The organism is Ruicaihuangia caeni, from assembly GCF_029952955.1.
Lineage (GTDB): Bacteria > Actinomycetota > Actinomycetes > Actinomycetales > Microbacteriaceae > Ruicaihuangia > Ruicaihuangia caeni.
This window is the reverse complement of the sequence record NZ_JASATX010000003.1, coordinates 1-14,043: the sequence shown is the minus strand read 5'-3', so window position 1 is coordinate 14,043 and position 14,043 is coordinate 1. Positions and strand designations below refer to the sequence as shown.

The 14,043-nt window shown below is 67.3% G+C and carries 12 protein-coding genes; 11 read left to right on the top strand and 1 reads right to left on the bottom strand.

Going from position 1 to position 14,043, the window contains the following annotated elements; all coding sequences use genetic code 11:
* The 10 genes from recR to QF206_RS07500 all read left to right on the top strand — a co-directional run bounded on the left by recR (position 1) and on the right by QF206_RS07500 (position 10,779).
* A complete protein-coding gene (gene recR, locus QF206_RS07545) occupies positions 1–597 on the top strand; it encodes a recombination mediator RecR (protein WP_281488615.1) in 597 nt (198 codons plus the stop codon).
* A gap of 181 nt (positions 598–778) precedes the next feature.
* A complete protein-coding gene (locus QF206_RS07540) occupies positions 779–2,044 on the top strand; it encodes an aspartate kinase (protein WP_281488614.1) in 1,266 nt (421 codons plus the stop codon).
* A 374-nt stretch (positions 2,045–2,418) separates the two neighbouring features.
* Positions 2,419–3,477 carry an aspartate-semialdehyde dehydrogenase gene (locus QF206_RS07535; RefSeq protein ID WP_281488613.1) on the top strand — a complete coding sequence of 353 codons (1,059 nt, stop codon included), beginning with the start codon at positions 2,419–2,421 and terminating at the stop codon, positions 3,475–3,477.
* 82 nt (positions 3,478–3,559) lie between these two features.
* Entirely contained in the window at positions 3,560–4,987 is a 1,428-nt protein-coding gene (locus tag QF206_RS07530) for a malate:quinone oxidoreductase (RefSeq protein WP_422785373.1), read from the top strand.
* 251 nt (positions 4,988–5,238) lie between these two features.
* Complete coding sequence (locus QF206_RS07525) at positions 5,239–6,528, top strand: sensor histidine kinase (protein WP_281488611.1); 1,290 nt, start codon at positions 5,239–5,241, stop codon at positions 6,526–6,528.
* Positions 6,525–7,655, top strand: coding sequence for a hypothetical protein (locus tag QF206_RS07520; RefSeq protein ID WP_281488610.1), 1,131 nt, complete (start codon positions 6,525–6,527; stop codon positions 7,653–7,655). Before QF206_RS07525 ends, QF206_RS07520 begins: the two co-directional genes overlap by 4 nt.
* Positions 7,645–8,337, top strand: a complete 693-nt coding sequence (locus QF206_RS07515) for a response regulator transcription factor (RefSeq protein WP_281488609.1) — start codon at positions 7,645–7,647, stop codon at positions 8,335–8,337. Before QF206_RS07520 ends, QF206_RS07515 begins: the two co-directional genes overlap by 11 nt.
* The gene (locus tag QF206_RS07510) at positions 8,337–8,945 is read left to right on the top strand and encodes a thymidine kinase (protein ID WP_281488608.1); all 609 of its coding nucleotides are present in this window, start codon (positions 8,337–8,339) and stop codon (positions 8,943–8,945) included. The genes QF206_RS07515 and QF206_RS07510 overlap by 1 nt, the downstream gene beginning before the upstream one ends.
* The gene (locus tag QF206_RS07505; RefSeq protein WP_281488607.1) at positions 8,942–9,940 is read left to right on the top strand and encodes an LLM class flavin-dependent oxidoreductase; all 999 of its coding nucleotides are present in this window, start codon (positions 8,942–8,944) and stop codon (positions 9,938–9,940) included. The genes QF206_RS07510 and QF206_RS07505 overlap by 4 nt, the downstream gene beginning before the upstream one ends.
* Before the next feature lie 56 nt (positions 9,941–9,996).
* Positions 9,997–10,779, top strand: a complete 783-nt coding sequence (locus QF206_RS07500) for a DNA-formamidopyrimidine glycosylase family protein (RefSeq protein ID WP_281488606.1) — start codon at positions 9,997–9,999, stop codon at positions 10,777–10,779.
* Between the two features lie 4 nt (positions 10,780–10,783).
* Here the strand turns inward: QF206_RS07500 and QF206_RS07495 are convergent, their stop codons facing one another.
* Positions 10,784–12,193 carry an amidase gene (locus QF206_RS07495; RefSeq protein ID WP_281488605.1) on the bottom strand — a complete coding sequence of 470 codons (1,410 nt, stop codon included), beginning with the start codon at positions 12,191–12,193 and terminating at the stop codon, positions 10,784–10,786.
* A gap of 93 nt (positions 12,194–12,286) precedes the next feature.
* On the opposite strand from QF206_RS07495, the gene QF206_RS07490 reads away from it, so the two are divergent.
* The gene (locus tag QF206_RS07490) at positions 12,287–13,744 is read left to right on the top strand and encodes a purine-cytosine permease family protein (RefSeq protein WP_281488604.1); all 1,458 of its coding nucleotides are present in this window, start codon (positions 12,287–12,289) and stop codon (positions 13,742–13,744) included.
* The last annotated feature ends 299 nt before the right edge of the window (positions 13,745–14,043 follow it).

Sequence of the window (14,043 nt, the reverse complement as noted above, 5' to 3'; positions counted from 1 at the left end):
GTGTACGAGGGAATCGTTCAGGAGCTGATCGACGAGCTCGGCCGACTTCCGGGCATCGGCCCCAAGTCGGCGCAGCGCATCGCGTTCCACATCCTGCAGACCGAGAGCGTCGACGTGAGCCGGCTCGCCGAACTGCTCACCCAGATCAAGGAGCGCGTGCGCTTCTGCGAGATCTGCGGCAACGTCTCTGAAGAAGACACCTGCACGATCTGCCGCGACCCGCGGCGCAACGCGCAGACCATCTGCGTGGTCGAAGAGGCGAAAGACGTCGTTGCGATCGAGCGCACACGCGAGTTCCGAGGGCTCTACCACGTGCTCGGAGGCGCCATCAGCCCGATCGACGGCATCGGTCCAGACGACCTGCGCATCAAGCAACTGCTGCAGCGCCTCGCCGACGGCACCGTCACCGAGGTCATCATCGCGACCGATCCGAACCTCGAGGGCGAGGCGACCGCCACGTATCTCACGCGGATGCTGCAACAGCCCGGCCTGCGCGTCACCCGCCTCGCATCGGGACTGCCCGTGGGCGGCGACCTCGAGTACGCCGACGAGGTGACCCTCGGTCGCGCCTTCGAGGGACGGCGCGTCGTCGAGTAGGTCGACCCGCACCATCCCGCGGGTCGGAGCGGCAGAGCGCCATCCGAGCGCTGCGTAGAATGGGGCCACCGCTTCGAGGTCGTCCGGTCTGCGCGCCCGAAGGATCGTGCAACCGGCGGTTTCAGCATCCGTCGCAATCACCACGCACTCAGACGTGCCACAGCCCCCAGGAGTAACGCCCGTGAGCTTGATCGTGCAGAAGTACGGCGGATCGTCGGTTGCGGATGCCGAGAGCATCAAGCGGGTCGCGAAGCGCATCGTCGAGACGCGCCGCGCGGGCAATGACGTCGTGGTGGTGGTCAGCGCCATGGGCGACACCACTGACGAGCTGCTCGATCTGGCGGGCGAGGTCACCCCGTTCCCCGAACCCCGTGAGCTCGACATGCTGCTCACGGCGGGCGAGCGCATCAGCATGGCACTGCTCGCCATGACCATCAAGGGCATGGGCATGGACGCCCGGAGCTTCACGGGCAGCCAAGCGGGCATGATCACCGACTCGCAGCACGGTGCGGCTCGCATCGTCGACGTGACGCCGGTGCGGTTGCGAGAGGCGCTCGACGAGGGCTCCATCGTCATCGTCGCCGGCTTCCAGGGCTTCAACCGCGACTCGCGTGACATCACCACGCTCGGCCGTGGCGGAAGCGACACGAGCGCCGTCGCGCTCGCGGCCGCCCTCGACGCCGACATGTGCGAGATCTACACCGACGTCGACGGCGTCTTCACCGCCGACCCGCGAGTGGTGAAGAAGGCCACCAAGATCGACCGGATCACCGCGGAGGAGATGCTCGAGCTCGCAGCGGCCGGCTCGAAGGTGCTGCACCTGCGGGCCGTCGAGTTCGCCCGGCGACACGGAGTCACGCTCCACGTGCGGTCGTCGTTCAACAACAGCGAGGGCACCCTCGTCGTCAACCCGCAAGAGGGAGAGAACGTGGAAGAGGCAATCATCGCCGGCGTCGCAGCCGACCTGAGCGAGGCGAAGATCACCGTGGTCGGCGTGCCGGATATTCCGGGCAAGGCCGCCCAGATCTTCACGATCCTGGGCAAGGCGGGCGCCAATATCGACATGATCGTGCAGAACGTGTCGGCGGCCGAGACGGGCCTCACCGACATCTCGTTCACGCTGCCCAAGGCGCAGGGCCCGTCGGCGCTGCAGGCGCTTCGTGCCGAGAAGGATGCGGTCGGCTTCGACACGCTGCAGTACGACGACCAGATCGGCAAGCTCGCCGTGGTCGGTGCGGGCATGCGGTCGAACGCGGGTGTCTCGGCGCAGCTGTTCCAGGCGCTGTCGGATGCCGGCATCAACATCGAGATGATCTCCACCAGCGAGATCCGCATCTCGGTCGTCACGCGCGCTGACACGATCAACGATGCTGTGCGTGTGGTGCACACGGCCTTCGGCCTCGACGGCGACCAGGATGCTGTCGTCTACGCCGGCACAGGACGCTGACCGCCGCGCGACACCACCCGGCGGCGCTGTCGCGAGGGTTTCGTGCATGTGCGCGGGTTTGAACCCTCGCGACTGCACCGAACCCTCGCAGCAAGCTGACGGGCGCAAGGCCCAGGCCGCCCAGGCCTAGGACAGGCCAGGCCCAGGCCCGTCGCCGACACCGTCGCGAGGGTTTCGTGCACGTGCGCGGGTTTGAACCGTCGCGACTGCACCAAACCCGCGCAGCGAGCCCGCGCAGCAACGGCCGCCGGGCGTGGCCGTGGCGGGCACGCGCCGACGGGCGCAACATTCACCGCGATCCCAGCGGCATCCGGGAGACTAGTCATCGACATGCGCGCGGACTGGGCGCGCTAGACCACCAGCAAGGAGAAACAGTGGCAGAGGGACTCAACGTCGGCGTCGTAGGCGCAACCGGCCAGGTCGGCACGGTGATGCGCGGCCTGCTCGAACAGCGCGAGTTCCCGATTGCCGGCATCCGCTTCTTCGCCACTGCCCGCAGCGCCGGCAAGACGCTGTCGTTCCGCGGCGAAGACATCGTGGTCGAAGACATCGAGACGGCTGACCCCAGCGGGCTCGACATCGCACTGTTCAGCGCTGGAGGCGCCGCGAGCCGGGCCCAGGCGCCCCGGTTCGCAGCCGCCGGCGTCACCGTCATCGACAACTCGAGCGCGTGGCGGATGGACCCGGAGGTGCCGCTCGTCGTCAGCGAGGTGAACCCGCAGGCGATCGACGAGGCGCCCAAGGGCATCATCGCGAACCCCAACTGCACCACCATGGCCGCGATGCCCGTGCTCAAGGCGCTGAGCGACGAGGCAGGGCTCGAGCGCCTCATCGTCACCACCTTCCAGGCCGTGTCGGGCAGTGGGCTGGCCGGTGCCGAAGAACTCGTCAGCCAGGTGCGCGCGGTCATCGACCAGAACGTTGAAGGCCTCGTGCAAGACGGACGCGCGGTCGAGTTCCCCGAGCCCAAGACGTACGTGCGCCCCATCGCGTTCGATGTCGTGCCCCTGGCGGGTTCGATCGTCGATGACGGACTTCACGAGACCGACGAGGAGAAGAAGCTCCGCAACGAGAGCCGCAAGATCCTCGACCTGCCCGAACTGCTGGTGAGCGGCACGTGCGTGCGCGTCCCGGTGTTCACGGGCCACTCGCTCTCGGTGAACGCCGAGTTCGCCGAGCCGCTCTCGGTCGAGCGCGCGCAGGAACTGTTGAAGGATGCCCCGGGCGTGCAGTTGACCGATGTGCCGACGCCGCTCGAGGCCGCCGGCAGCGACCCGTCGTATGTCGGCCGCATCCGCCAGGACCCGGGCGTGCCCGGGGGTCGCGGACTCGCGCTCTTCATCTCGAACGACAACCTGCGCAAGGGGGCGGCCCTGAACGCCGTGCAGATCGCCGAGTTGATCGCGGCCAAGCGCCTGGCCCCCACCGCGTAGACCGCGCTGGGGCACTTCTGAGCGCCGATAGGATGGTCGGGTGACAAAACCCATCGACGTCGCGCTCATCGGTGGTGGCATCATGAGTGCCACGCTGGGAGCGATCATCAAGCAGCTGGAACCCAGCTGGACCATCCAGATCTTCGAGACCCTGAGCGAGCCGGCTCGCGAGAGCTCCAACGCATGGAACAACGCGGGCACGGGCCACTCCGCGCTCTGCGAGCTCAACTACACGCCGCAGCTCGAGGACGGCACGATCGAGACCGCGAAGGCGATCACGATCAACGAGCAGTTCCAAGTGTCGCGTCAGTTCTGGTCGTTCCTGGTGAGTGAAGGGTTGTTGCCCGATCCGTCGGCGTTCATCAACCCGGTGCCGCACATGAGCTTCGTCTGGGGCGAAGACAACGTCGAGTACCTTCGCAAGCGCTACGAGGCCCTGAAGGGCCACCCGCTCTTCAACACGATGGAGTTCAGCGACGACCCGCGGGTCATCCACGAGTGGGCTCCTCTGCTGATGCCTGGACGCGCCAAGAGCCAGCCGATCGCGGCCACCCGCGTCGTGCAGGGCACCGACGTCGACTTCGGCGCCCTGACGCGCTACCTGCTCGACTATCTCGTGGCCGGCGGCGCCGCCATCAACACCGAGGAGCGCGTCACCTCGCTCAAGCGCACCCGCGAAGGCCTGTGGAAGATCCGCACCCGGCACGAGGTCGGCCGCGCCCCTGAGTACTACACCGCGCGCTTCGTCTTCGTGGGCGCCGGCGGTCACGCCTTGCCGCTGCTGCAGAAGAGCGGCATCCCCGAGATCAAGGGTTTCGCGGGCTTCCCCATCAGCGGTCAGTTCCTGCGCACCGACAACCCCGACATCGTCGCTCGTCACGACGCCAAGGTGTACGGAAAAGCCGCTGTCGGCGCCCCGCCGATGTCGGTCCCCCACCTCGACACGCGAGTCGTCGACGGCGAGAAGAGCCTGATGTTCGGGCCGTACGCCGGGTTCAGCCCGAAGTTCCTCAAGCGCGGTTCCTGGGGCGACCTCTTCTCGACGATCCGCCCGCACAACCTCCTGCCGATGATCCAGGTCGGGCTCTCGAACTTCGATCTGGTCAAGTACCTCGTCGGCGAACTCCTCGCCGGGCGCAACAAGCGTCTCGCCGCACTGCGCGAGTACTACCCCGACGCCGACGGCGACGACTGGTACCTCATCACCGCCGGACAGCGGGTGCAGGTCATCAAGAAGGATGCCGAGGGCAAGGGTGTGCTGCAGTTCGGCACCGAGGTGATCGCCGCACAAGACGGCTCCATCGCCGGCCTGCTCGGCGCCTCACCGGGCGCCTCGACTGCTGTGCCGATCATGCTGCAGTTGCTCGAGCGGTGTTTCCCCGATCGCGCTGACGCGTGGCAGCCGAAGATCAAGGCGATGGTCCCGAGCTACGGCAAGCGACTCAGTGACAACAAGGCCAACACGACTCGCACGCTGAACCGCACAGCGAAGGCATTGCAGCTGGCGTAGCCGCCCGCGATGCGCCGCCCGCCATACGGGGTCGGCGTGGCGATTTGTGCCAGAAACGGCCCGCTCGGCGAGCCGTCGGATCACCTGTCGGTCCGCCGTCATGGCGAGCCGCCTGAATCGAGCCGATTGCGGCTTCACGCCCGCGAAATCGGGCGTCCTGATGACGGTGCGCGCTGGCATAATGCGAACTGGCTGGCGTACCGCGTCGGCCTGAGCCGATCACGGCTCGTGGGTACGCCGGTTGGAGACGCATGAGCCTGGGTCTGCCGCAGCACCTCGCGATGCGCAGCCTGAGTGAAGCGATCGCATTCGCGAGTCACGTCGCAGCCGCCGTGTCCCTCACGATCGCGGCGTTGGCGCCCATGTTGATGCAGCTGAGTTCGCCCGACCTCATCATCTGGCCGGCCGCAGCCGCAACCGTTCCCGCGATCGCCCTGCTCGGCCTGCTCGTGCGCAGTCGTTCGACCGCGGCCACACTGTTGTTCTTGATCGTCGGCGGCGCGGCGTCGTTCTGGTACGCCGTGACGCTCAGCTCTCAGCTGCCGCAGCTCGGCGGAAACGCTGCGATCTATGTGCTCTTCATCGCCGCCCTCACCTGCAACGCGGGCCCTGCGAAGACATTCGGCGTCGGCGTGATGTGGAGCACGGCCGGCTTCGTCATCGGCGTCGCCAGCGTATTCCTCGGCACCGCCTTCACCGGCGTCGACGAGGGCGTGCACCCGGTATCCGTGATGCTGTTCCTCTTCCTGCTGCCGGCGCTGGCTCGTGCCGCGTTCGGCGGGGGCCGTGCAGAGTCCCTTCGGCGCCATCTGTATGGCGCACTCAAGCACGACAGAGTCGACAGCATCCGCTTGGAGGCCGAGCGCGAGGCAGCGGCCCTGCTCCATGACACCGTGCTCGGCCATCTGGCTGCCCTGGCCCGCATGCCCGACGGCCCCCTCGACGCTCGCTTGCGCACCGCGATCGAGCGCGACCTGCGGCGGCTGGTCGGCGGTGAGTGGTTGCTGGAAGCGACGACCGCGGAGCTCTCGATCGCAATCGATACGCCGTTTCAGGATGCCGTGACCAGGTCGAGGCTCGATGGACTCGACGTCGCGCTGACCGGCGACGTCCATGCGATCGCTCGCCTCGACGAGACGCGTGGGTCAGCGCTGGCGCGTGCGGTGGAGCAGTGCCTGTCGAATGTTCGACGTCACTCTGGAACGAACCGGGCTGAGGTGGCGGTGCTCGAAGGTGAAGGCGAGCTCACCGTCGTGATCGTCGACGCCGGTACGGGCTTCGACCCCGACTCGATCGCGGATGACCGCCTGGGCGTGCGCGAGTCGATCCTGGGGCGCATGGAACGGGCAGGCGGTGCCGCGCGAATCTGGTCGACGCCCGGTCACGGCACCTCGGTGCTGCTGTCGCTGCCGCTCGACGATGAGCCATTCGCCGCAAGCCCGAGCGCGACCGCGAGGGCGAGCGCGAACCGGAGCGCGAACGCGAGCAACCGTGCGACTGTGACCGCCACCGCGGCCACAGTCTGCGAGGACCCTGCATGAGGGCATCCGGCGACACTCTGCAGGGCCTCGATCGCGCGAGCATGTTCGGAGCGGCTCCCGTCGTGCGTGTGCTCGCACTGGCCCTGATCGCCTACCCCGCAGTCGTGATGGCGGGGCAGGCCACGCTCTACCGCTATCCGCAGTTCGCGATCTGGGCGGTGGGAACCTTCGCCATCTCGGGAGTGGTGCTGATCTGGGCGTCGAGTCCGTTGCGCTTGCATTACCCCCGCGGCGCGTTCGTCGTGACCATGACCCTCGGAGTCGCGGCGCATATTCTCGAATCGGCTGCGATGGTGCAGGGCGACCCCACTGCGGTGAAGCATGCGTCGACGGTGGTGCTCGCCACGCTGCTCCTGGCTCAGAGCGGGTACTGCACCCCCCGGCAACTCCTCGTCGCGACCGCGACGGTGACCGCTGCCGTGTGGGTGACCTTCGCTGCCTTCGGAACGCTGTCTGCGACGCCGCCCTTGGTGGCTCCGTTGATGTTCAGCGCACCCGTGCTGGTGTTCGGCACCGCGGCGGCCGCGTTCGCCACAGTGGCCATAGCCGCGCGCCGGGAGTGGGAATCGACCGCCCCACAAAGGGCAGGCGTCGACAGTGACGAGTTGGCGCGGGGAGTCGCGCGAGCAGTGCAGCAAGATCACGTCACGCTGCTCAATCGCGAAGTGACCCCGCTGTTTCAGCGAGCGCTGCAGCTCGGCGAGGTGAACGAGCAGTTGCGAGCCGCAGCTGCAGAGCGCTCGCGTCTGCTCAGAGACGTGATGGTCGCAGAATCCAATCGCACCTGGTTGCAAGCAGCCGTCGGGCAGTGCGGCGCAGTGAGCGATCCCGACCGCCTGGCCATCGGCCTTGAGCCGGAGAAGCGGGCGGCGGTGCGTGCACTGATCGGCCAGATCTGCCGGCATCCGCAACTGGTCGACGGATCGCTGCGCATCGCGCTCTCCTCAGGTGCGAACGGCGACTCGGATGTCGTCGACTGCAGCATCGAATTCTCACTCGATCAGACCGTGCCATTGGCGGCTTCCCGGCTCACGCCGTACTACGGCATGCTGCGCGCGCTGTTCGACCGCTTCGACTACGGCACAGACGGTCCTGTGCGGTGGCTAAAATTCAGCTATGCACGATGAGCCGGCTTCCCCAGACGCCGCCTCGTCCATGGTCGGCCGCGATCGTCGATGGCGTCTCGCGCTCCTCGACGACCATGAGGTGCTGCTCGATAGCCTCCGCACCTGGATAGACGCCAACGCGCCCGACTTCGAGGTCGTCTTGTGCGCCCGAACGTGGATCGAATTGGTGCGCAGCCCGCAGTTCCCGACCGATATCGTCTTCCTCGACTTCCAGTTGCAAGAGCCGGTGTCGATCGAGGCACGCGTTCGCACCTGTCGTGCGGCCGGCGCCGCAGTGGTCGTGCTCACCAGCCTCGACACCGATGACGCTCGCCAGCGAGCGCTGAACGCGGGAGCGGCCGGGTTCGTATCGAAGGCCGAATCGATGCCTCAGGTGATGGATGCGGCCCGCACCGCTATGGGCGTGGCGCTCGACACGGTGCTGCAGCACGACTGGCGCCCGCTCCCTTCTGGGGCGGTGGCGCCCGTGCGGCCGAGTCTCAGCCAGGGCGAGGAGACCGCACTGCGGCTCTACGCGAGCGGCCTCAGCACGTCGCAGGTCGCCGAGCGCATGGACGTGAAGTACGAGACTGCGAAGACCTACCTGCGCCGGGTGCGCGAGAAGTACGCGCGTGTCGACCGACCCGCCGGACGGAAGTCGGAACTCATGCGGAGAGCAGCCGAAGACGGGTACCTGCGCTAGTGGCGAAGCTGTATTTCAGGTACGGCGCCATGAACAGCGGCAAGAGCACCGCTCTCCTGCAAGCGGCGTACAACTACGAGGAGCGCGGTCAGCGGGTGCTGCTCGCGAAGCCGGTCATCGACACGCGCGGCGACGCGTCGATCGTGTCGAGGCTCGGGATGGTGCGCGAAGCCGATTTCGTCATCGGCGCCGACGAGCACTTGCGCAGCCGGTTCGCCGATGAGCGCGATCAGCTGCAGTTGCGCACCGGGCAGGATGCCGCCTGCTTGCTCGTGGATGAGGCGCAGTTTCTCACCGTCGAGCAGGTCGACGACTTGTTGCGGATCGCCGTGCTCGACGACGTTCCCGTGCTGGCCTACGGCATCCGGACCGACTTCCAGACGCGTGCGTTCGAGGGAAGCGGCCGACTGCTCGAAGTGGCCCACTCGCTCGAAGAGCTCAAGACCATCTGCCGGTGCGGGCGGAAGGCGATCTTCAACGGTCGCAAGATCAACGGCGAGTTCGTGTTCTCCGGCGACCAGGTCGCGATCGACGGCGACGATGTGACCTATGAGTCGCTGTGCGCCTCGTGCTATCTGCAGGAGAGCAATGGGGTGCTCGAACCATGACCGCCCTCCGCAGGGTACCCATCTCGGTGCTCGACCTCGCCCTGAAGCCGGCCGGCGGCACCCATGCCGATGCCGTGCATGGCACAGTCGCGCTCGCCGCCGCCGCTGAACGGCTCGGCTACGAGCGGTTCTGGGTCGCCGAGCACCACGGCATGCGCGCCATCGCCTCCAGTTCGCCGCCGGTGCTCATCGCCGCGATCGCGGCTCGCACAGAGCGCATCCGCGTCGGCAGCGGGGGAGTCATGCTCCCGAACCATGCCCCGCTCGTGGTCGCCGAGCAGTTCGGTACCTTGAGGGCGCTCTACGGCGACCGCATCGACCTCGGGATCGGGCGAGCGCCGGGAAGCGACCAGCAGACGAGCCGCGCGCTGCGCCGAGACCGATTCGGGGCAGACGCGTTCCCGAGCGAACTCATGGAGCTCATCTCGTACTTCGATGACACGGCTCCGGTTCCCGCTGTGCCTGGCGCTGGCGATCGCCCGCAGGTCTGGCTGCTGGGCTCGAGCGGGTACAGCGCGCAGGCGGCCGGCCAACTCGGGCTGCCCTTTGCCTTCGCGCATCACTTCTCGAGCGAGAACACCGAGGCCGCCCTCGGGATGTATCGAAGCAACTTCCGCCCGAGTGAGTACCTCGACAGCCCGTACGCCGCGATCGCCGTGCAAGTCGTCTCTGACGAAGACGTCGAGGTGGTGCGTTCGCAAACCCTTCCCGGACTCTTGCGCTTCATCAAGCAACGGCAAGGCCAGAACCCTGAGCCGTTGAGCATCGAAGAAGCGCTCGCCCATGAGCTCACGCAGTTCGAAGAGCTCTTCATCGAGGAACGGCTCCAGCGTCAGGCTGTCGGCACGGCCGAGCAGGTGCGAGCTGCGATCGCCGAGCTGCTCGACTCGACTGCTGCTGACGAGCTCATCGTGGTGCCGGCGGCAGCCGAACTTCGCTATCGTGAGCGAACGCTGGAAATCGTGCGTGAGCTCATGGATGCGGCGGAGCATTGACTCCGGAGCGCATTGACTCCGGAGCGCTGGGTGCAACAGCGGTGAGGTGATCGTGGATGCCCGAGGGTGACAACGTCTTCCGCACGGCGAAACGGCAGCACGCGGCGCTGGCCGGCAAGGTGCTCGACGCGACCGACTTCCGCGTTCCGACACTGGCGACCGTCGACCTCAGCGGTCAGCGACTCCACGAGGTGACCTCGTACGGCAAGCACCTCTTCCATCGGATCGGCGATTGGAATCTGCACAGCCACCTCAGGATGGAGGGCGCCTGGGTGGAGGTGTGGCCGGGGGAGCGGTGGCCGCGACAGGCGTATCGTGCCCGGGTGGTGCTGCGCGCGGCATCCGTCGCCGGCGTCGGTTTCGATCTCGCGGAAGTGTCTCTGATGACGGATGCCGAGGCCGACGCCCTGCGCGATCGGCTCGGCCCCGACCTGCTCGGCGCGTGGACGGACGCCGACGTCGAATTGGCCCTGCAGCGCCTCGAGGCGTACTCCGACACGCCGATCTTCACCGCGATGCTCGATCAGACGGTCGTCGCGGGCGCTGGGAACGTGTACGCCAACGAACTGTGCTTTCTGCTCGGCGTCGCGCCCACGCGGCCGGCCGGCGAGGTCGACGGACGGCGCGCGCTCGACCTGGTGCACCGGATGCTGGTGGCGAACCGCGACCGCGACGCCCGCAGCACCACTGGCGACCTGCGTCGCGGCAAGCGCACCTGGGTGTACGGACGCGCCGGTCAGGCGTGCCGACGCTGCGGCACGCTGCTGCAGGGCGCGTCGCTGGGCGCCCGAGCGGGCGAGGAGCGGTCGGTCACCTGGTGCCCGCACTGTCAGCGCTGAGGCATCAGATCGACGGCCGCGCGACGCCCCCGAATGCCTCGACGACCGCCCGGGCGAACGCGAGCAGCTGAGCATCGTGGAATCGCGGTGCGACGATCTGCAGGCCGATCGGCAGGGCGCCGCTTCCCACCGGCAGCGGAATCGAGATTGCCGGATGACCGCTCAGATTGAATGGGTAGACGAACTGGCACCAGTCCTCTTCCTTGCCCTGCAACGGCAGCCCGTCGATCACTTCCGGCTGGCGAGCCTCGACCGGAAACGCCACGGTCTCCATCGTGGGGGTGATGAAGAAGTCGTACTCGCGCAGGAACCGCTGCCACGCGGCGGAGTAGTCGTGCTGAGCGTTTCGTGCCCGCGCGTAATCCGCGCCACTGATCCCTTCGCCTGCGGTGATGAGGTCCGCGACATCGCTTCCAACCAGCCCGCTTGCGAGCAATGGCCCCTCCGACGCCAGGTTGTCGGCAGAGGCCAGTTCGAACCAGAGATCCACGGACTTCGGGATGCCGGGGTCGGCAGCTTCGAGCATGACCCCCTCGCGCTGCAGCAGCGCCACCGCGGCGCGGAAGCGCCCACGCACCTCCGGGTCGATCCGGATTCGCCCCAGGTCTTCACTGAAGGCCACCCTGGTTCCTGCGAGAGCCCTCGGCCTCGACATCCAGACGTCGGGAAACGAGTGAAGCGGAATCGAGGCGGGGTCTTCGTCGGCCGGGCCTGCGATCGCCGACATGACCAGGACAGCATCCTCGACCGCTGCCGTGATGGGCCCGACGTGGTTCAGGCTGTACCAGCCGTGCCAGCCCGGGGCTCGGGGCACGACTCCGAAGGTCGGCTTGTACCCGATGACGCCGCAGAAGCTGGCCGGAATCCGTAGCGACCCTCCGCCGTCGCTCCCCAGCGCCACGGGAACCATGCCGGCTGCCACCGCGGCGGCACCTCCGCCGGTCGATCCGCCCGGTGTGCGTCCGGCATCCCACGGGTTCCGGGTGCAACCGAACAGGTCATTGCAGCAGTGCCCGCGGTAGCAGAACTCGGGCACGTTCGTGCGACCCACGACGATCGCATCCGCCCCCAGCAGACGTTCGATCGTCACGAGCGTGGTGTCGGGCACGAAGTCTGCAAGGGCTCGCGACCCATTGGTCGCGCGGCGTCCCGCCTCCCACATCGACTCCTTCACGCCGACCGGCACACCGGCCAGCCGTCCGACGGATTCACCGGCGGCAACGCGCTCGTCGAGCCTGCGGGCCGCGGCCATCGCCTCGGTCTCTCGAAGTTCGACGAAGGCGTTGTAGACGGGGTTGAGGCGATGGATGCGCTCGAAGGCGGCTCGCATCACCGATTCAGCGCTGGTCGCGCCGCTTCGAACGCGCTCTGCGGTATCGGATGCGGTGGTGAAACCGTCGGCAGAAGTAACCACCCGCGAATCCCTTCTGCAGAAGCCGCGATTCGCTATGCTCGCTGCAACCGCGGTAATGAACACGTTCAAAGGCGAACAGTGATGACTTCAAGTATGAACGAGCCCCTTCCAAATGCCGGCGCCATCCAGCGTCGCGGTATCGAAGTCCGCTCCATCGACTACGTGCCCTTGCGAGAGCGCCACGGCAAGGTGTGGCACCAGGGCCCGTTCTGGTTCACGAGCAACTTCGGCCTCCTGACCTTGGCGGCGGGCTTCATCGGCCCGGCCATGGGCCTGGGCTTCGGCTGGAGCTTCGTGGCGATCGTGCTCGGCTCCCTGTTCGGAACGTTCTTCATGGCGTTCCACGCCAACCAGGGTCCGACGCTCGGGCTGCCGCAGATGATCCAATCGCGGGCGCAGTTCGGACTGCGCGGGGCCGTCATCCCGATCGCCGCAGGCCTGTTCGTCTACATCGGCCTCAACGTCTTCGACACGATCGCGGCGACCGACGCGTTCCTTGCACTTGGAGCAGGCGGCGACCGCACCCTGTGGTACGTCGGCATCGTGCTCGTGCAGGTGGTGATCGCGATCTTCGGCTACGACATCATCCACGTCGTGCAGCGCTGGCTGACCTGGATCCTCATCCCACTGTTCGCCGTGCTCACGGTCGGCGCGATCATCATTCTCGGCGGCGGCGAGATCCTCACCATGGGCGACTTCGCGTGGGTGCCGTTCCTCACCGTGTTCGGGGCCGTCTCCGGCTTCCTGCTCGGCTACGCGATCTACGTTTCCGACTACACGCGCTACTTGCCGCCCGACACGCGCACCGGTCCGCTGGTGTTCTGGACGTATCTCGGCGCCGCGGGCTCGTCGATCTGGATGATCGGTCTCGGCGCACTCCTCGCCAGCGCCCTCACGGATGGTGCGAGCATCAACAGCATCCTCGAGGTCGGCGACGACGTCTTCCCTGGTCTGGGCTGGATCACCCTGCTGGTCGGCGGCGTCGCGCTGGTCACGGTGATGGCCGTGAACACGTACGGTGCGACGCTCGTCGGTATCAGCGCGATCGACGCGTTCAAGACCGTGCCGCCGACCCGCACGACCCGGGTCATCGCCGTGCTCGTCGTGAGCGCCATCGTGCTGGGCCTCGCGCTGGCACTGCCCGAGGACTTCCTGGGCAGCTTCAGCGTCTTCCTCACGCTGCTGCTGTACTTCCTGGTGCCGTGGACCGCGGTGAACCTCGTCGACTACTACTTCGTGCGCCGCGGACGATACTCGGTGCTCGACATCTTCGATCCCCGCGGCATCTACGGCAGCTGGTCGTGGCGAGGGATGGTGGCGTATCTCCTCGGGTTCGCTTCGATGATCCCGTTCTTCTCCACCATCGTCTACACCGGACCGATCGCGCAGGCGCTAGGGGGTGCCGACATCTCCGTCGTCGTAGGGCTGCCCGTCGCCGCGATCTCATACTGGCTGCTGTCGCGTTCCATCGACCTCGACGCCGAGGAACAGGCTCGGCGCGACAGCTTCGCGACGCTCGAGCCGGATGCCGACCCCCGAGCCATGCACTGACCGGGTCAGCTGCGAATCGCGTCGGGCGGAACTTCTCCGTCGCTCGAGCCGATGCCGGGCTTCCCGTCGTCGAGTAGGCCCGTTGCTTTGCAACGCTCGGGGCCCGCGGCGGCGTGGGCCCACCTGCTCCGCAGGTGAAGCCCCTTAACCCGGAGAAATTGTTGAGGGCCGCCCTGGCGGACGGCCCTCAACAATTTGTCGGGGTAACAGTGTGCTGGCTCGGGACATCGTGAACGCATGTCTCAAGACATAGTGAACGCTCCGGCACGCCAGAATCAGCGGTGTCGCGAGCCCGTCTG